Origin of the sequence: Paenibacillus sp. A3 (assembly GCF_001399685.1) — a bacterium.
Lineage (GTDB): Bacteria > Bacillota > Bacilli > Paenibacillales > NBRC-103111 > Paenibacillus_G.
In genome coordinates this window covers 1-17,196 of sequence record NZ_JTHN01000103.1, presented here as the reverse complement: position 1 = coordinate 17,196, position 17,196 = coordinate 1, and the positions used below count along the sequence as shown (strand labels likewise).

Below are 17,196 nucleotides of genomic sequence, written 5' to 3'. Positions count from 1 at the left end.
ATATACCCCACCGGCGTATCCAGAGAGTTTTCTTCGCGAAGCGGGTTTCTCAACACCCACAGAAGGAGGAGTAAATCCTCCCCCTCGCTCATGAAAATTCCCTCCCTAGGAAATTCGACACGGTTCGCTATACTTGGAAATAGGAAGATCAACTCACGTACACGCAGAAAATATTACAGGGGAGGACGATGTCCGTGAATACAAAAGGCTATGTAAAGCTCGGATTGGCGATGGCACTGGCTTCATCGGCGCTGGCAGGATGCGGCGGCGAACAAACGAAAACCGGCTCCGAAAGCGGCGGCGGCGCAAGCGGCCAACCGGTCAAGCTGAAATTTTGGACCAATGCGCGGCATGACGCCGACTTGATGAAAACGAAGCTGGAGGAGTTCAATCAGAAGTTTAAAGGCAAGATCGAAGTCGAATCCCAGATCATGACGGACAACTACGAGCAGGCGCTGCAAACGGCGATTCAAGCGGACGAGGCGCCGGACATTTTCAACGCCAAAATGAAGCTCAAGTTGGAAGATTTGGTAAAAATGAAAGCGATTCAACCGCTCGACGAGTTTTTGACGCCGGAAGTGAAGTCCCGCTTTGGCGACAACCTATTGAAGGTCGACCGGCAAAACTCGCTGGACGGCAAAACCTACAGCCTTCCGAACTACGGCACAACCTGGAGGCTGGTTTATAACAAAGACCTGTTCGCCAAAGCCGGCCTGAGCGAGCCGCCGAAGTCAATGGCGGAGCTTGTGGACTATGCGAAAAAAATTACCGAAGCCGGCAGAGCGGACAACGTATACGGCTTCGCGTTAAACATGAAGACGCCTGCCTCGGCCTTCGAGCGTGGACTGCTGCCGATGGTTCGTCTCGACGGCAAAGACTACTACGATTGGAAAAACGGGAAGTACGATTTCGAAGTGCTGAAGCCTTACGTCCAAGCGCTGAAGCAAATCGTCGATAACAAAAACATTCTTCCGGGCTACGAATCGCTGGACATCGACCCGCTGCGCAACCAGTTTGCGGCAGGCAAAATCGGCATGTACTTCTCGCTGTCCGCCGAGCCGGGCGTGTATGATACGCAGTTCCCGACCAAAGTCAACTGGGGCGTAGCACAGGTGCCGACGCTTGACGGCGGAGCGCCGAAGGGTGCGAACTATATCAACGGCGGCGCATCCTGGCTGTACATGTCCGGGAAAAGCAAGCACAAAAAAGAAGCCTGGGAGCTGCTGAACTTCCTCTACAGCGACGACGTGCTCGTTCCTTATTACGAGCAAGGCAAGGGGATCAGCGTCGTGCCCAGCGTTCTCGGGAAAGCGAAAGAGCCAACGCTCAAAAACTTCAAGGAATTCGCGCCGAAGGACGATGTCATGTGGCCGGCCTATCCCGTACACAAAATCGAGGGCAAGCCGTGGCAGAACGTCATCTCCGAGACGATTCTCGGCCTGACGCCGCTTGACAAAGGGATCGAAGATCTGAACAAGCGTTACAACGACGGCTTGAACAACGAAGAAAAGGCCGGTAACGTGAAGCGGATCGTCGAGCCGAATTTCGACCCGCGCAGCCAAATTAAAAAATAAAGTTCTCGTTTGCATAAACGACCGGTCAGCAGGTGGCTCTCCTATATGGATATCCGGGAGTCGCCTGCTCTCTTTTTGCCAAAAACCGCCTTTGGAAGGAGCTGATTTGCGTGCCGCTCAAAAAAAGATTGAAGGAATATACGGGACCTTACGTCATGGTTCTGCCGACGGTCGTTCTCCTGCTGCTGTTTGCCATCTATCCTCTGGCATGGGCCTTCAAATATATGTTCTATGACTATGACGGCTTCTCGGATGCGACCTTCATCGGGCTCGATAACTTTGTCCGGCTGTTCACGCGCGACTCGCAGTATTGGCATTCGGTCTGGAACACGCTGGTGTTTACGGCCGGGAAGCTCGTCATTACTTTACCGCTTTCTCTTATTTTAGCTTTCATCCTGAACAACAAGCTGTTCGGCAAAAATACGATGCGCGCCATCATTTTCATGCCGACCATCATCAGTACGGCCGTTATCTCGCTCGTCTTCTACCTGATGTTCAACTCGTACAACGGGATCATTAACAAAATGCTTATGTCGATCGGATTAGTCGATCAACCGATCGAATGGCTCGGCGTCAAGTACTCGATGCTTACCGCCATTCTCGTCGCCATCTGGGGCGCGGTCGGGAACTACATGGTGCTGTTTCTCGCGGGCCTGCAGGGCATCTCGAACGATTTGTACGAAAGCGCGGCCATCGACGGCGCGAATAAGGTTCAGCAGTTCTGGTACGTCACGATACCGCTGCTCGGACCGGTCATGCAAATCATCGTCATGCTGGCGATTGTCAACACGCTGAAGAGCTACGAAAGCATCATGGTCTTGACGGCCGGAGGCCCCGGAGGCAAAACGGAAGTGATGTACTTGTACATCTACAAGCTGTTCTTCCCGGTGTCCGAGGGTGATGCGGTCGTGCAGCAGTACGGCTACGGCGCTGCCGTAGGCTTCGTTTCCGCGCTGATCGTCGGTCTGCTTACGTCGGCTTACTTATATATTTCGCGCAAATCAAGTCAGGCGCATTAAGGAAGGAGGAACCGTATCATGAGCACAATCGCCGCCAAAAAGGGCGCTTCCGTACGCGTCGGCCCGCTGCTGGCCTGGACGATCGTCTGGATCTTTCTGCTGAGCATTGTCATCGCCATTTTGTATCCGGTCGTCTTTACGTTATTCGGCTCGTTTAAGTCGAATTTCGAGCTGTTGAACAGCACGAGCATATGGCCGAAGGAATGGCATTGGAAAAACTACGCCGAGGCCTGGGAGCGGGCCAACTTTGCAAAATATACGTGGAACAGCTTGTTTATCTCCATCGCGTCCACGGTCATCAATATCATCGTCTGCTCGATGGGCGCTTATGCGCTCGGAAGGCGGATGTTTCCGGGACGCGGCCTCATCATGGCCGTCCTTGCGGTCACGATGTTCATCACGATCGGGGCCATCACGTACCGTCCGCTCTACGACATGATGCGCGAGGTGCATTTGCACAAGTCGCTGTGGAGCATCGTGCTGATCTTCGTCGGCACGCACTTGTCTTTTAATATTTTTCTGCTTGAGCGGTTCGTACGCTCCATCCCGAAAGACTTGGATGAGGCGGCGACGATCGACGGCTGCGGATTTTTCGGAATCTATTGGCGCATTATTTTGCCGCTGCTTACGCCGGGGCTGGGGGTCGTCGGGCTGTTCACGTTCCGCGAGTCGTGGAATCAATACGTGCTCCCGCTTATTTTTACGATGACGAATCCCGACTTGCGGCCGCTGACGGTCGGCGTCATCTCGCTGAAGTATTCCGCCAACGCTGCCGCGGAATGGCACTTGATGCTGTCCGGCTCGATGGTGTCGATGCTCCCGATTCTGGTCGTCTACTTCCTGATGAACAAATCGTTCATCGCCGGCATGACCAGCGGCTCCGTCAAAGGGTAAGCACGAGGGCGTGCGCAAAAAGCCTGCATCCGCAACGATGCAGGCCTTTTTGCGCATTTGTCTGTTATAACGAACAACGGGTCATCATTACTTCAGCTGCTTGATGATTTCCAAGTGTTGATCGTTCGCTCTTTTCAACTCGTTGTTGTAATTGTCTCTCAGGAAGCTCAGCTGATCCCTCAGCGCCTCGATCCGCTGTTGGGCCGACCCTTTGGCATGGATCTGCGTGATCAGCGTCTGAACATTCGTCAGCTGCTTGTTCAGCTCGGCCTTAGCCGCCTCCGCCGCCTTGGAATAATCGCCGGCCAACGAATTCAGCCTATTCGAAATATCCGTCTGCTTCGTCTCGGCTTCCTTCAGCGCTTTGTTATATTCCGCCTGGCTGGAGTAGGTTCCCGGGTTATCCTTGCGGATTTGGGCGATTTGATCATCCAGCTGCTTTTTGCTCTGATTGTAGTTCTCCCGGATCGAATTCACGAGCTTCTCGTGGCGGTCGTTCTCAAGCTTGACTCTGTCCGGCTGCGCCGAAGGATTCGTATTCGGCAGCGTCGTGCTTCCGTTGCCCATATCGACTTTGCGAATCAGGACGTCGTTGGAAAATTCGCTGACGGACAGCAAGGTGCCCTTCTTGTCATAATGAGAGATGATTCCGTTCATCATGTTGTTCTTAAAATCCCCGACCAGCTTCTCGCCCTTGGTCGTCGTATAGGTTCCTTTGCCTTCGCGCCGTCCGTCGAAGAAATCGCCTTCGTATACGTCGCCGTTCTTGTAGACGAGCTTGCCGGCTCCGCTCGGCTTGTCGTTATCGAAAGGACCGGTATATTTGTCGCCGTTGTCGTAGTACAGCGTTCCTTTTTCCCGCTCGCCGACCGAGAAGGTGCCGTCAAACAGCAGAGAGCCTGTGGAAGAGTACTGCTTGCCGGAACCGGTGCGCACCCCGTTTCTCAAATTCCCGTCAAATTCCAGCTGGCCGTTCTCGTAGTAGCTCTTGAGGTGGCCGTCTCCGGGGAGCCCGTTCGACATCGTGCCTTCGAAAAGCAGCTTGCCGCCAAGATTGTACAGCTTGCCCCGACCCTCGGGATACCCGTTTACCATCTGGCCGGTATACCTGTCCCCGTTCGGATAGGTGTAATCTCCTCTTTCGGGCTTGGTCGTGTCCGTGCCGCTGCCCGGTTTGGTCCCGGAGTCTCCGCCGTCGGGCTTGGAGCCGCCGCCTGTGGTCCCGCCGGAGTTCCCAGGCCCGGTCGAATCCGCCGGACTTTTTATATGTACCGACATACTGTTCCCGTCCCATGTTACTTCTTTGCCGCTCGCTTCGCTGACGAACCGCAGCGGTACGAACGTATTGCCCTCGACCAGCCGGGGCGCAAGCTCAAGCTCGTTCACCCGGTCGTTGATATAAGCGTCCGTATCGTCGATGACCAGTTTAATGGAGAGGTCGTCCTTCATGCCGGTCACGGTTTGCGTCGCCTCGTCCCAGCCGACCGTGAGCCCTATTTTTTCAAAAATCGGCCGGAATTGAACCAGCGTCGTACCATTTTCCAAAATGGGCTGAACTTCGAATTTGATGGGCTTGCCGTCCAGATACACGCGCACCTGCGGATCGGCTGCGCCTGCGAAGCCCGGTGCCGCAAGCGCCGTCCACAGCAAACAGGCCGGCAGCATGGCGTACCATTTGTTCATACAGAAATTCCCTCCTATGCGTCCTATTCTTTTTCCATTTTACAATATTCTACAGGATGTGTCGAAAAAAATCGCAGCCGCCGGAGGTAAAGAAAAATAAATCGTGCTAGAAAACGCTCACAAACTGTAGTAGAATAGATCGAGTATTTATTATACATAAGGAAAAAGGCATACCTGTCTGAAAAGCAGGGACGCAAAGCCATGGGTCTGCCCTTCCCGAACGGGAAGAACGATCGCCAGGTTGCCAATTGTTGTGACATCAGCCACTTCAACGCCAACCCATTGAAGCCGCGTGCGACGCTGCGGTTTTTTTCGTGCGTTCGGGACCCACAAACAGATAAAACAGGAGGGGGTCCGTTTTATGAGCAAGTGCCCGTTTCACACAATGGCCCGGTGGTTTTGGAAAAGTGGAGGTGCTGCGCCCGAGGGACATGTTTCGTTATTGCAGCAGGACAAGCTGACCGCGGTTGAAGTTACTTGTAAGGTGAACGATGCGGAGCTGGAGGCACAGCTCAAGATGATTGCTTTGTCCGAAGAAGATTTGCGCATACTCGCCATTTTTAAGCCTATGATCGAGGGGCGGGTCAACGAGATTGTCGATTCGTTCTACCAAGCCGTGCTGCAAGTGGACAAGCTGGACCGGATTATACGGGACAATTCGACCGTCGAACGGCTGACCCGGACGATGAAGACGCATTTGACAGAGCTGCTTGAAGGCAAAATGGACCGGGCGTTTATAGAAAAGAGAACGAAAATCGCCCTGATTCACGAGCGGATCGGATTGGAACCAAAGTGGTATTTAAGCGCTTTCCAAAATCTCCAGAACGGATTTATCGACGCTATCGTCAACCAAGTTCAGCACAAAGACGATATGGTGGCGATTAACCGGGTGTTGACCAAACTGTTCAACTTCGAGCAGCAGCTCGTGCTGGAAGCGTACGAAAAAGAAAATTTGCGCCAGCGGGAGCTTCAGCATGAAAAATACCGGAACGATCTGCGCATGTTAAGCGAGGAGCTCGCCGCGCTGACGCAAGAAAATAACGCGGCGGTCGAGACGTTAATCTCGACGAGCAGCGACGTGAAAGAAGCCTTTGCCTCGATGGCGGAGCAGTCGAGATCGAGCCAGGAGATGGCCGGCACAGGGCAGGAGCAGATTCAGGCGCTGGAAGCGAAAATCGTCGTCATTCACGAGCGCGCCGATCATATGCAGCAGTCCGCTGCGCAGTTGAACGAGCTGTCGTCGCAGATCAAGGATATCGTTACGATCGTACAAGACATTGCGGCGCAGACCAATTTGCTTTCTCTGAATGCGGCCATTGAGGCGGCCAGGGCCGGCGAACACGGAAGAGGATTCTCGATTGTCGCCGACGAGGTGCGCAAATTGTCCGACGATACGAAGAAGACGCTGACGCGCATTGCGGATATCGTTACCGAATCGGATAAGTGCAATGACCGGGTCGTACGTTCCATTCACGAGGTGCGTCAAGTCGTGGAAACGAGCCGTACGGAAGCGCTGGAAGCGCGGAGGGTGTTCAGCGAAATCGTACACTCGATGCAGACGAATATCGATCAGACGGAAGAGGTCGGCAGCGAGATGGACCGGCTGGTACATACGATCGGCGAAATAGGCAGTGCGGTAGGCCGGGTGGCGTCGACCGCAGAAACGCTGCGGGACAAAGCGTAAATAAAAAAAGGCTGGTGCATAACGGGCGAAAAAGGCGATAATGTCTGTAGACAAACAGAAAGGGATGAGCTGACGAATGAACGTAAATATCATCGGAAGCCGGATGACGCACAGCAAGGAGAACGGCTACGTGGGCCATGTCGAGTTTCAATATGAAGGGCATGAAGCGCCCTATGAAATTACGCTGCACAGCAAAAATGCGAAGGATTGGAGCTACAGCCTGATCTTTTCTAAAGAATCGGGATCGGAAGAAGATATTCTTGCGGTAGAAGAAAGGCTGGAGGAAGACGACGATTTCTACGACCTGCTTGTGAACGCGGCGCTGCAAAGCTTGCCCCGTTAAGAAGGAAAACCGTTGGTAATTTGTTCAATAATTCGCCACTTAAATTCCACGCAAATCCTATTGACGAAACATTTACAAATAGGTATGATGGGACTGTAACCGAATACAAATTGGCGTGTTACCGATAAAAGGGCATGAGCCAGGAAAAGACTAAGAACAAAGGTCTTTTTTTGGCTCTTTTTTGTTTGCCGTCAGCTCGGAACGTAAGGAAAGGTGGTGGGTTAGGCTATGCAAGCGAATCGTCTGCTTCGAATCGAGCGGGTCATCAGCAATAATGTGCTTATGGTGTTGGATTCGGATTCCGGGAAGGAGTACGTGCTGCTGGGCAAGGGCATCGGATTTTCCTCCAAAGGAAGCGGGACGATCGAGGCCAAAGACCCCCGTATTGAAAAACGATTTCGGCTGGACGACCGCGATCAGATGAGCGAGTACCACACGCTGCTGGAAGGAATCGACCCCGAGGTGATCCGGATCTCCGAGCGGATCATCGACAGCATTAACGGGCAATTTTCCGAGCCGCTGAACAACAAGGTATACTTTGCGCTGCCAAGCCATATTCAGTTCGCGGTATACCGGCTCAAGAACGGGATGGATATCGTCAATCCGTTCCTGCAGGAAACGCTGCTGTGGTTTCCCAAGGAGTACGAAATTGCGCGAAGCGCGGCGGCGATGATCAGCGAGGCGTTCGACATCGAAATTCCGGAGGACGAAATCGGATTTTTGACCTTTCACGTCCATTCGGCGGTGTCCAGCGTTCCGGTCGGAGAGCTGGTGAAGTTCTCCAATCTGGTGAATGAAGCGGTCGCAGTGGTTGAAAGCGAGTTGGGCGTCCCCGTTCCGCGGGACAGCATGGATTATGTCCGGCTTATCACGCATTTGCGGCATGCGATCGAACGAATTGCCCATGGCAAAGTCGTTCGCAACCCATTTATGAACGAGTTCAAAACCCAATACCCCGAGGAATACCGGTTGGCCGCCGAGCTTGGCTCTCTCATCGGGCAGCGGCTGGAAACGGACGTTCCCGAAGATGAGATCGGCTATATGGTCATGCATTTGTACCGGCTGTTTCAAACGTATCCGGGAGAGCGGTCAACACCATAAAGGAGGAATAAACATATGTTCTCAAAATGGCTATCGAACAAGACGAAGACGAATCGGCTGGACATCGCATCTCCGATAACGGGTAAGGCCGTAGAGCTCGAACAAGTTCCCGACGAAGCGTTCGCAGGCAAGCATATGGGCGAAGGGGTTGCCATCGAGCCGACGGAAGGCAAACTGATCGCTCCGTTCGACGGCACGGTCGCGCATCGGATCGACACGAATCACGCGTTGATTCTGGAGCATGAGTCGGGCGTCCAGCTCTTGGTTCATATCGGGATCAATACGGTGGCGCTGCGCGGCGAAGGGTTTACGTCCCACGTATCTACGGGCGACAAGGTGACGGCCGGCCAGACGCTGATCGAATTCGATATCGAGCGTATTAAGGAAGCGGGCTATCCGCTGATTACCCCGGTTATCATTGCCAACGGCGAAGAAAGCGTGTCGGCCGTGGAATACCGATTGGGGCCGGTCCGTGCGGGAGACGCCGGACTGTTGAGCGCGGTTTTAAAAAAATAACATATACATTTCGAAAGGGTTGAGTGATTATGCTCGCTTCTTTGCAGAAAGTCGGAAAAGCCCTGATGCTTCCCGTCGCCGTCCTTCCGGCGGCCGCCATCCTGATGCGGTTCGGGAATATTGATTACGTCAAAGACTTTCATATGGGGGAAAGCGTCGGCGGATTTCTGAACCAGTATATCGCGCCGTTCCTGAACGCCGGCGGCTCCGCCATATTCGATAACCTGCCGCTGATTTTCGCGGTCGGCATCGCGATCGCTTTCATCGGAGACGCGGTCGCGTCGTTGGCTGCTGTAATCGCTTACTTGGTATTGACCAACGTATTGTCCAAAATTCCCGCGGCTTTCCCGATGCTTGTCGATAAAGACGTGAAGCTGAACATGGGCGTGCTCGGAGGCATTCTCGCAGGGGCGCTGGCATCGTATTTTTATAAAAAGTATCATAATATCAAGCTGCCCGATTGGTTAGGCTTTTTCAGCGGCAAGCGGTTCGTGCCGATCATTACCTCGCTTGCGATGGTGCTGATCGGGATCGTGTTCGGGATTATCTGGGGGCCGATTCAGCATGCGCTGGACGAACTCGGCCGCTTTATCGTAGGCTTGGGCGGCTTCGGGGCCGCAGGGTATATGCTCGGCAACCGGTTGCTGCTGCCGTTCGGCCTGCATCACGTGCTGAACTCGATCGCCTGGTTCCAGATCGGCGACTTTACGGATGCGACCGGCCAAGTGATTCACGGGGACTTGTACCGCTTCTTCAAAGGCGACAAGTCGGCCGGGATGTTCATGACCGGGTTCTTCCCGATGATGATGTTCGCGCTCCCGGCTGCCGCGCTCGCGATGGTGCATACGGCGAAGCCGGAAAAGCGCAAAATCGTAGCGTCCATGCTGTTCGGAACGGCATTCGCCTCGTTCCTGACCGGAATTACGGAACCGTTGGAATTTGCCTTCATGTTCCTCGCTCCCGCTTTGTATGCCGTACACGCTGTACTGTCCGGGGTAGCCGGTTATGTCACGTATGCGCTTGGCATTAAGCACGGCTTCGGGTTCTCGGCGGGCTTCATCGACTATGCGCTTAACTACCCGCTGGCAACGAAGCCGCTCTTGATTATCCCGATCGGTCTTGCGTTTGCGGTCGTGTATTACTTCATGTTCCGCATCCTGATCGTGAAGCTGAATCTGAAGACGCCCGGCCGGGAGGACGACGACATCGTCGAGGCTGCTGCCGTAGAAACGGCGGCGCCTGCGGGCAAAACGCCGGTCTCTCAAAAGGCGGGCCAAGTCCTGGCTTCCATCGGCGGCGCCGACAATATCGTAGGATTGGACGCTTGCATTACCCGGCTGCGGCTGGTCGTGAAGGACGAAGCGGCGGTTGACGACAAAGCGCTGAAGGGTCTGGGCGCCTCCGGCGTCATGCGGCTCGGTCAAGGCGCGGTACAGGTTATTTTCGGACCGCAATCCGAGCAGCTGAAAGACGAGATTAAGAAGATCATGTAAATTTGCCTGCTGCTGCGGGCAACCATTCAGATAGAGAAATATAAACTATACGGAATAAGGAGTGCAGAGCGATGCAAAACGACTATATTGTTCAAAACCTGTTAGGGCTTCACGTACGTCCAGCCAAAAAAATTGTGGAGGCGGCAGGACGCTACAAGGAATGCAACATTTTCTTGGAAAAATCGGGTAAACGCGTCAGCGCGAAAAGTCTGGTAAACGTGCTCACCATCGGCGCCAAGCACGGAGACACGGTCACGCTCATTACCGAGGGGGAGCAGGAAGAAGCGGCGCAGGAAGAGATCGGCCGCATTCTGGCCGAATATTCCGAAGCGCCGGCCCGGAAGGAGGGGTAACCGTGCGGCTGCAGGGAGTTGCCGCGGCGCCGGGGATTGCGATCGGCGTCGCAAAAGTGATGCGGGAGGAACAGCGGCCGGAGCGGCTTCCGATCCGGGCGGAAGAGATGGACGCCGAGCTTGAGCGGTTGGCCGAGGCGATCCGCCGGGCGGACGAGGAGCTGCAGGAGATCGGCCGGGAGTTGACGGACCGGGGCCGGGAGCAGGAAGCGGGAATTTTCGAAGGCCACCGGCTGTTTCTTCAGGATGAAGAGCTGATCGGCAAAGCTCAGACGATCATCCGCGAGGAACTTATCCGGGCGGAAGCGGCGCTGGACGAAGCGATGCAGGAGACCGTCTCGCTGCTGGAAAGCCTGGACGACGAATATCTGCGGGAGAGAGCTGCGGATATCCGCGACGTGACACGCCGTGTGATCCGCAAGCTGCTCCATGCTGTTGAGTCTGTGGACGCGCGTTTGACGGATGAGCCCTTCATTCTGATCGCGGATGAGCTGACGCCTTCGCAAACGGCCCAGCTTGACCCGAAATCGACGGCGGGCTTCGTCACCGCTTCCGGCGGCAAGACGTCGCATTCCGCCATATTGGCCCGTTCGCTCGGCATTCCGGCGATCGTCGGCTTGGGCGAGAGCCTGTTCCAGGTGCAGGACGGCCAGCGGCTCGTCGTCGACGGCCGTGAAGGCGTCGTGCTCGTCGATCCGACAGAGGAGCAGCTTGCCGCCTACCGCCAAAAAGCAAGCGAGCAGCAGGCGCTGGCCGAGCGCTACCGTGCGTTTGTAGACCGCCCGTCCGTGACGCTGGACGGCGTAAGCGTCGAGCTCGTCGCCAACATTGGCTTGCCGGCCGATGCGGAGGCTGCCGCGCGGGGCGGGGCCGAAGGCGTAGGGCTGTTCCGCACGGAGTTTCTATACATGGGCCGCGACTCGCTGCCGACGGAGGACGAGCAGTACGAAGCGTATGCGGCGGCGGCCCGGGCCTTCCGACCGGAGGCGCCGATCGTGATCCGCACGATGGATATCGGCGGGGGCAAGGAGCTGCCGCTGCTGGGGCTGCCGAAGGAAGAGAACCCGTTCCTCGGCTACCGGGCGATCCGCATTTGCCTGGACCGGCCGGAGCTGTTCAAGACGCAGCTTCGGGCCATTTTGCGGGCCAGCGCGGAGGCCAATGTCAAGATCATGTTCCCGATGATCGCTTCGCTCCGCGAGTGGAGACGTGCCAAGGCCATTCTGGAGGAAGCCAAGGCGGAGCTGCGGGCCGAAGGCCGGGCGTTCCGGGACGATCTGGAGACGGGCATCATGATCGAAGTGCCGGGAGCGGCGCTGATGGCGGACCGGTTGGCCAAGGAAGTCGATTTCTTCAGCATCGGAACGAACGACCTCGTGCAGTATACGATGGCGGCCGACCGGATGAATCCGAAGCTGGCGCACTTGAACGATCCGCTTCAGCCTGCGGTGCTGCGTCTGATCGATCAGGTCATCCGCGCGGCGGCGCGGGAAGGCAAATGGGTCGGCATGTGCGGGGAAATGGCTGGGCAGCCGCACGCGGTTCCGATTCTGCTGGGCATGGGGCTGCATGAGTTCAGCATGAGCGGCGTCCACGTGGCGCGTACGCGGGCGCTCCTCGCGAAGCTGGACCGGAGCGAGATGGGCAGGCTGGCAGAAGCGGTGCTTGAACTGGACGATCCGGACGAAGTTCGCAGCGCGGTTGAGTCGCAGCTTTCTTGGCTGCACGAGTATTTGTAGCATTTGAAGGAAGAAGCACGGTACAGGCGTATGAGCCCGTTGCCGTGCTTTTTTGTTGGAACGGACTGTAAGCTTGACGATGCCTTTTGCCAACATTACAATAGGTAGTGTGAGGTGCTTTCATGAAAATACAATCATTCAAAACGAACGAAAGCGGATTAAACCGCTTTTTCGGACCTCTGGAAGCGAAAATCATGCATATCCTGTGGAATGGTCCGGAGATGGCGATCAAAGACGTTCAGGCGAAGCTGGCCAAGGAGCAGGCGATCAATTTCAACACGGTGATGACGGTGATGAACCGGCTGGTGGACAAGGGTGTGCTGCGCAAAAGAGCGGAAGGGCGCGTCTCCTTATTCCGGCCTACCCAGTCGCTGGAGCAGTTTCTCGAAACCCAATCCAAAGAGCTGACGAACGATTTGCTTGAAGAATTCGGACCGCTGGTCGTGAATCATATGCTGGACGCCTTGGAAGAAGCGGACCCGGCGCTTCTCGAGCAGCTGGAGCAAAAAATTCAAGCTCTGAAAAAGGAAAGATAGCCTATGTGGGAAAAACGTTCCAGGACCCTGTTCCTTACGGGCCTTGGGTTGTCGGCCCTGATCATGTCCCAGATTGTCGCGTATGCGCTGCATTTGCTGTTCGGCTTGGAACTCAAGCATAACCTGATCCAATTTTGCGCCACTACGGCGAGCATTTACGGCCTGGACGGGTTGGTGTACGCCTTCGACATTGTCGTGCTCTACACTCTGCTGCTGACCGTCGGACTCATCGTCCAGCAGCAATGGGCGTCGTGGCGCACGTTCCGGCGCTTGCAAAGCAAACGGGACGAACGGATGACGGCGGAATTGAACCAGCAGTATGGCAGCGGCGGCGAGCCGATTCTGGTCGTCGCGTGCGATGAGCCGCGCGCGTTTACGATGAACCTGCTGAACCCGAAAGTCATTTTATCGACGGGATTGATCCGGCTGCTGGATGCGAGGGAGCTGGAGGCGGTCATCCATCATGAAATGTATCACCGGAAGCACGGCGATCCGCTCAAAACGTTCCTGCTGTCCCTCTGTTCGTCGGTCATGGGATACGTCCCGCTGCTCCGGTGGGTGCACCAGAAATACCGGACCGTTCGCGAGGTGCTTGCGGATAATTATGCCATCGAACAATTGGGCTCGTCCGTAGAGATCGGCAGCGCTTTGCTGAAGCTCCTGAAGCATAGAAAGTCCGAAACGATGGTATTTTCCTACGTCTCGTTCGCAGACAACTCGATCAACTGCCGCATTCAGTTAATTTTGGACCCGCAATTCGAGATTCCGTTCAAATTGCCGCTGAAGCTGACCATGATTTCATTCCATGCGGTGCTGTTGCTTGGCGCGATGTTTTTCTTCGCCACCCTCTAATCGTGCAGTAAAGAACCGCTGCGCAGGCGGATTATTTTTCCGGCCGGCGCATTTTTTTGCGGGCGGACACTACAATAAGTAGTGTTCGGTAGTTAGGAGGTGATGCGGATCGGATGCAAGGCGGACGAAGGGGAGCGGTCCTCGAGTCAGCCTGAAATTAGGATTTTAACTTCAAGGAGGAATAGGTGAAATGACCATGTTTTCTGAATTGGGAGCTTTGATTGTGCGTATCGTATTGGGCGTGACTTTTCTTTTGCACGGGCTGCAAAAATTTCAATCGGGGATTGAAAAAGCCGCAGGCTTCTTTCAAAGCATCGGCTTGCCTGGTTTTCTGGCCTACGCGGTCGGCGGCATCGAACTGATCGGCGGCATTTGCATGATTCTCGGTCTGGGCGTGCGCGTATTTGGCGCATTGTTTTCGATCATTATGCTTGGCGCGATCCTGACCGTCAAGCTGCCGCAAGGATTTGTCGGCGGGTATGAGCTGGATCTTGCGCTGTTCGCCATGTCCCTGCACCTGCTGATCAGCGGGAACCGCGTGCTGGCGGTGGACAGCTTGTTCCGCAAGCGGAGCGCGGAGGGAGCGAGCGCCTAGCGCGCTTTCGCGATTGTGCAGCATATGGGCCATATACGAGGGCTGTCTCAAAAAAAGTAGAGCGATCTACTTGAGAGACAGCCTTTTTTTCTATAGCCGTGCAGAAGCGTTCTGTTATGTGGAGCGATTGATAGAGAAGGGGTTGACAACAACTAAACTTGCATAATAATATTATTTTGCGTAAAAATTTAATTTTACGGAGGCCCGATATGATGGAAATTTCAAAGGGAGTAGAAATGCTTCATCTCGATTTTCATGGAAATATTATTCACCCCATTCTTTTGTGGGATCGAGAAATGGCTGTTTTAATAGACACAGGATTTCCAGGGCAAATTGAAGATTTACGCGTGGCCATGGAAAAGGTAGAAGTGTCGTTCGACAAACTAAAAGTTGTGATTTTGACGCATCAGGATGTGGATCATATAGGAAGTCTTCCTGACATTTTGCAGGAGTGCGGTCATCATGTTAAAGTTTATGCGCACGAACTGGATAAGCCGTATATTCAGGGGGAGTTACCGCTTTTAAAAGACGGGCACCTTGAGAATCCCCCGAAAGGCAGAGTGGACGATACTTTGATTGACGGTCAGGAACTGCCGTTTTGCGGCGGGATTCGCGTCATCCATACTCCTGGGCATACTCCCGGTCATATCAGCCTTTATTTGAGGCAAAGCAAGACTCTCATTGCCGGGGATTCGATGTACAGTGTAAACGGGATTCTCGGGGGAATTCATGCCCCGACCACACCGGATATGAATGCAGCCCGTCTCTCTTTAAAAAAGTATTTAGACCTCGACATTGCATCCGTGGTTTGTTATCACGGGGGATTAAGTAATGTAGATGTTAAGGACCAGATATTAGGGCTTTGCCAAAACAGCTGATTCAGCCGAAGAAACGGTCCGCCAGCGGAAGCTCCCCGATGAAATAAGTGCCGCCCGCTTCGTAGGTTTCTCCTGCGGCGGCGGTATAACGATCGAATACTTGCGGATACAGCTTCTGCATGCCCGCGTCGCGGTGCTGCAGCCAAACGATCGAGCCGGCGGCTCTGCGTCCCGGCATGCCCTGCCTGAACGTTTTGGCGATGTCGTGAATCGTCAGGGCGACCATCGTATCAGGCTCTCCGTTCGTTCCGGCGCTGTTATGCACGTAGGCATAGCTCGACGATTGATCGTTTTCCGTCAAGTCTGTCGCGCTGCCATCCGTAGCGATGGCGTCATATGACCTCCCGCAGCCGGTAAGAAGCTTGGCCGCGAACGAACCGGGCACGGGGAACATCATGCCGTAGCCGGTTGAAATCGTAACCGGACGAAGCCATTTGACCTTCGATTTGACCGATACGCCGCTTGCCGAAGCCGTTTGCACACAAGTGATCTCGGCAAGCGGATTGCCGGGATCAGAGGGGTGTCTGCCGAGCATCCGCTGTACGATTTTTACCGATTTGACGGGTCGGAAGGATGTCTCCGGAGTCCAATCGGCAATCTCCGTATCATCGAAATAGATGCGCTGGGCAACGGCGTAGACGGTGCCGACATTGACATGCTCGGGCAGCCACTGCGATGGGAGGCCGGAGCCCGCCGGCGTAACAGAGAAGGCAAATTCCTTGTTGCTCCAGGAATGCAGCACGTCAAATTGCTTGCTCGCATGGACTGCGCCGGAAGGGGAATTTACCGGGATCATGACCGATACGGCCCCGTTCATCAGTTTCATGAAATCGTCATTCGGATCTTTGGCGAACGCGTAATGGGCGCACCGCTTTCCCTTAAACGGAATGAGCACTTCCAGGGCGCGGTTTCCGGAAACCTTCGCGTAAAGTGTGACCGCCGTTTCGTTATGCTCCCGAAGCAGCCGGACGAAGTCGACTTGCGGATAGGCGGCGCCTTCTATCGGCAGGGTATTCGTAGGAGGATTTGTGTAAACGCTTTCGAAAACACTGGCGCCAGCCCCGGCACCGCTTGCGCTTGGCCGGAGCACGGTTCCGCAAGCAAGCGCCGCGCCTGCCATTCCAATGGAGGCAAGCAGCGTTCTCCTTGTCAAACGTTTTCCGCGAATCGGAGTCTTCGTTCCGGCATTTTCCGGAACATCGGGTTCCATCCGTTTTTCCATAGACATCGCTCCTTTACTTAACGTTATCATAACAGCCTTGCTTGTCTTTTTCTTTGCCGAATTATTCGGGAAATTTGCACTTCAGCATCATTAGCCGATGGATACGGGTTCGGGATCGGGCGCTGTCGATCCGGATTGGAGTATGGTATAGTTGGAACGTAGGAGGCATAGGAGCAGCGCCAGTAAAAGAAGTCGCACTACATCACTATAGGAGACCTACTGAAATCATGGAAAAGAAAAACGTACATTTCGGCGGCGTGCTGGCCGGCATTTTGGTGGATCAGGTCACTTCGTTCGTCTCTTCGCTATTGATCGGCACGATCTACATCACGTCCAATCAGATTAGTCCGAGCGAGATTTCAAAGGTGTATGCGGATACGCCGATTTTGGCGATTTACCTGCTTGTCGGCTTGTTCTGCACAGGGCTTGGCGGGTATGTATCGGCTTCGGTGGCGAAGCGGGACGCTTATTTTCACGCTTCGATTATCGGAGTCGTGGGAGCCGCGATCGGCTTCTATTATTCATTTGCCAACGCCGAGGTTCCGTTATGGTATCATCTCATCGGCTTCGTGGCCGTCATTCCCGCCGCCTTGCTGGGAGGTCATGCCGCTCTCAAGAAAAGAAGGCGGGCCAACCTGGACAAGCCGTCCGGCAGCGGACCGAAGCCGGATTGACCGGCTGAGTGTTGAGGAACCTTAGAAGTAGAAAAACTCA

The 17,196-nt window shown here is 54.7% G+C and carries 17 protein-coding genes and 1 riboswitch; of the genes, 15 read left to right on the top strand and 2 right to left on the bottom strand.

The genetic code is table 11. The features are described from left to right. Window positions 1–194 precede the first annotated feature (194 nt). The 3 genes from QJ48_RS16500 to QJ48_RS16490 all read left to right on the top strand — a co-directional run bounded on the left by QJ48_RS16500 (window position 195) and on the right by QJ48_RS16490 (window position 3,487). Window positions 195–1,574, top strand: a complete 1,380-nt coding sequence (locus QJ48_RS16500) for an ABC transporter substrate-binding protein (RefSeq protein WP_162238504.1) — start codon at window positions 195–197, stop codon at window positions 1,572–1,574. Window positions 1,575–1,684: 110 nt separating this feature from the next. After that, a complete protein-coding gene (locus QJ48_RS16495; RefSeq protein ID WP_237762936.1) occupies window positions 1,685–2,593 on the top strand; it encodes a carbohydrate ABC transporter permease in 909 nt (302 codons plus the stop codon). An 18-nt stretch (window positions 2,594–2,611) separates the two neighbouring features. Further along, entirely contained in the window at window positions 2,612–3,487 is an 876-nt protein-coding gene (locus tag QJ48_RS16490) for a carbohydrate ABC transporter permease (protein WP_051775513.1), read from the top strand. Between the two features lie 87 nt (window positions 3,488–3,574). Here the strand turns inward: QJ48_RS16490 and QJ48_RS16485 are convergent, their stop codons facing one another. Further along, window positions 3,575–5,170, bottom strand: a complete 1,596-nt coding sequence (locus tag QJ48_RS16485; RefSeq protein WP_054974650.1) for a copper amine oxidase N-terminal domain-containing protein — start codon at window positions 5,168–5,170, stop codon at window positions 3,575–3,577. 157 nt (window positions 5,171–5,327) lie between these two features. Then, a riboswitch (cyclic di-GMP riboswitch) is annotated at window positions 5,328–5,419 on the top strand. A gap of 112 nt (window positions 5,420–5,531) precedes the next feature. Between QJ48_RS16485 and QJ48_RS16480 the strand changes: the two genes are divergently transcribed. The 11 genes from QJ48_RS16480 to QJ48_RS16430 all read left to right on the top strand — a co-directional run bounded on the left by QJ48_RS16480 (window position 5,532) and on the right by QJ48_RS16430 (window position 15,260). Further along, on the top strand, window positions 5,532–6,854 hold the full coding sequence (locus tag QJ48_RS16480) for a globin-coupled sensor protein (RefSeq protein WP_054974649.1): 1,323 nt from the start codon (window positions 5,532–5,534) through the stop codon (window positions 6,852–6,854). A gap of 76 nt (window positions 6,855–6,930) precedes the next feature. Further along, window positions 6,931–7,197, top strand: a complete 267-nt coding sequence (locus QJ48_RS16475) for a hypothetical protein (protein WP_054974648.1) — start codon at window positions 6,931–6,933, stop codon at window positions 7,195–7,197. Between the two features lie 228 nt (window positions 7,198–7,425). Further along, window positions 7,426–8,298 carry a transcription antiterminator gene (locus QJ48_RS16470; protein WP_054974647.1) on the top strand — a complete coding sequence of 291 codons (873 nt, stop codon included), beginning with the start codon at window positions 7,426–7,428 and terminating at the stop codon, window positions 8,296–8,298. 15 nt (window positions 8,299–8,313) lie between these two features. Then, window positions 8,314–8,814: a PTS glucose transporter subunit IIA gene (locus QJ48_RS16465; protein WP_054974646.1), complete on the top strand. Its 501-nt coding sequence runs from the start codon at window positions 8,314–8,316 to the stop codon at window positions 8,812–8,814. A gap of 29 nt (window positions 8,815–8,843) precedes the next feature. Next, a complete protein-coding gene (locus QJ48_RS16460; RefSeq protein WP_054974645.1) occupies window positions 8,844–10,307 on the top strand; it encodes a PTS transporter subunit EIIC in 1,464 nt (487 codons plus the stop codon). A 71-nt stretch (window positions 10,308–10,378) separates the two neighbouring features. Then, window positions 10,379–10,660, top strand: a complete 282-nt coding sequence (locus QJ48_RS16455; protein ID WP_010492478.1) for an HPr family phosphocarrier protein — start codon at window positions 10,379–10,381, stop codon at window positions 10,658–10,660. 2 nt (window positions 10,661–10,662) lie between these two features. Further along, window positions 10,663–12,399: a phosphoenolpyruvate--protein phosphotransferase gene (gene ptsP, locus QJ48_RS16450; RefSeq protein WP_054974644.1), complete on the top strand. Its 1,737-nt coding sequence runs from the start codon at window positions 10,663–10,665 to the stop codon at window positions 12,397–12,399. Window positions 12,400–12,521: 122 nt separating this feature from the next. After that, window positions 12,522–12,935: a BlaI/MecI/CopY family transcriptional regulator gene (locus QJ48_RS16445; protein WP_054974643.1), complete on the top strand. Its 414-nt coding sequence runs from the start codon at window positions 12,522–12,524 to the stop codon at window positions 12,933–12,935. A gap of 3 nt (window positions 12,936–12,938) precedes the next feature. Further along, complete coding sequence (locus tag QJ48_RS16440) at window positions 12,939–13,787, top strand: M56 family metallopeptidase (RefSeq protein WP_054974642.1); 849 nt, start codon at window positions 12,939–12,941, stop codon at window positions 13,785–13,787. Between the two features lie 190 nt (window positions 13,788–13,977). Next, window positions 13,978–14,382 carry a DoxX family protein gene (locus tag QJ48_RS16435; protein ID WP_054974641.1) on the top strand — a complete coding sequence of 135 codons (405 nt, stop codon included), beginning with the start codon at window positions 13,978–13,980 and terminating at the stop codon, window positions 14,380–14,382. Window positions 14,383–14,594: 212 nt separating this feature from the next. Next, window positions 14,595–15,260: an MBL fold metallo-hydrolase gene (locus QJ48_RS16430; RefSeq protein WP_054974652.1), complete on the top strand. Its 666-nt coding sequence runs from the start codon at window positions 14,595–14,597 to the stop codon at window positions 15,258–15,260. A 1-nt stretch (window position 15,261) separates the two neighbouring features. On the opposite strand, the gene QJ48_RS16425 is transcribed toward QJ48_RS16430, so the two are convergent. Then, the gene (locus tag QJ48_RS16425) at window positions 15,262–16,482 is read right to left on the bottom strand and encodes a hypothetical protein (RefSeq protein WP_054974640.1); all 1,221 of its coding nucleotides are present in this window, start codon (window positions 16,480–16,482) and stop codon (window positions 15,262–15,264) included. A 227-nt stretch (window positions 16,483–16,709) separates the two neighbouring features. Here QJ48_RS16425 and QJ48_RS16420 point away from each other — a divergent pair, with 227 nt between their 5' ends. After that, window positions 16,710–17,156 carry a hypothetical protein gene (locus QJ48_RS16420; protein WP_054974639.1) on the top strand — a complete coding sequence of 149 codons (447 nt, stop codon included), beginning with the start codon at window positions 16,710–16,712 and terminating at the stop codon, window positions 17,154–17,156. The last annotated feature ends 40 nt before the right edge of the window (window positions 17,157–17,196 follow it).

Coding starts and splice junctions, on each gene's coding strand:
- QJ48_RS16490 (WP_051775513.1), top strand. CDS start 2,612: ATGAGCACAATCGCCGCCAAAAAGGGCGCTTCCGTACGCGTCGGCCCG.
- QJ48_RS16485 (WP_054974650.1), bottom strand. CDS start 5,170: ATGAACAAATGGTACGCCATGCTGCCGGCCTGTTTGCTGTGGACGGCG.
- QJ48_RS16480 (WP_054974649.1), top strand. CDS start 5,532: ATGAGCAAGTGCCCGTTTCACACAATGGCCCGGTGGTTTTGGAAAAGT.
- QJ48_RS16475 (WP_054974648.1), top strand. CDS start 6,931: ATGAACGTAAATATCATCGGAAGCCGGATGACGCACAGCAAGGAGAAC.
- QJ48_RS16470 (WP_054974647.1), top strand. CDS start 7,426: ATGCAAGCGAATCGTCTGCTTCGAATCGAGCGGGTCATCAGCAATAAT.
- QJ48_RS16465 (WP_054974646.1), top strand. CDS start 8,314: ATGTTCTCAAAATGGCTATCGAACAAGACGAAGACGAATCGGCTGGAC.
- QJ48_RS16460 (WP_054974645.1), top strand. CDS start 8,844: ATGCTCGCTTCTTTGCAGAAAGTCGGAAAAGCCCTGATGCTTCCCGTC.
- QJ48_RS16455 (WP_010492478.1), top strand. CDS start 10,379: ATGCAAAACGACTATATTGTTCAAAACCTGTTAGGGCTTCACGTACGT.
- QJ48_RS16445 (WP_054974643.1), top strand. CDS start 12,522: ATGAAAATACAATCATTCAAAACGAACGAAAGCGGATTAAACCGCTTT.
- QJ48_RS16440 (WP_054974642.1), top strand. CDS start 12,939: ATGTGGGAAAAACGTTCCAGGACCCTGTTCCTTACGGGCCTTGGGTTG.
- QJ48_RS16435 (WP_054974641.1), top strand. CDS start 13,978: ATGACCATGTTTTCTGAATTGGGAGCTTTGATTGTGCGTATCGTATTG.
- QJ48_RS16430 (WP_054974652.1), top strand. CDS start 14,595: ATGGAAATTTCAAAGGGAGTAGAAATGCTTCATCTCGATTTTCATGGA.
- QJ48_RS16425 (WP_054974640.1), bottom strand. CDS start 16,482: ATGGAAAAACGGATGGAACCCGATGTTCCGGAAAATGCCGGAACGAAG.
- QJ48_RS16420 (WP_054974639.1), top strand. CDS start 16,710: ATGGAAAAGAAAAACGTACATTTCGGCGGCGTGCTGGCCGGCATTTTG.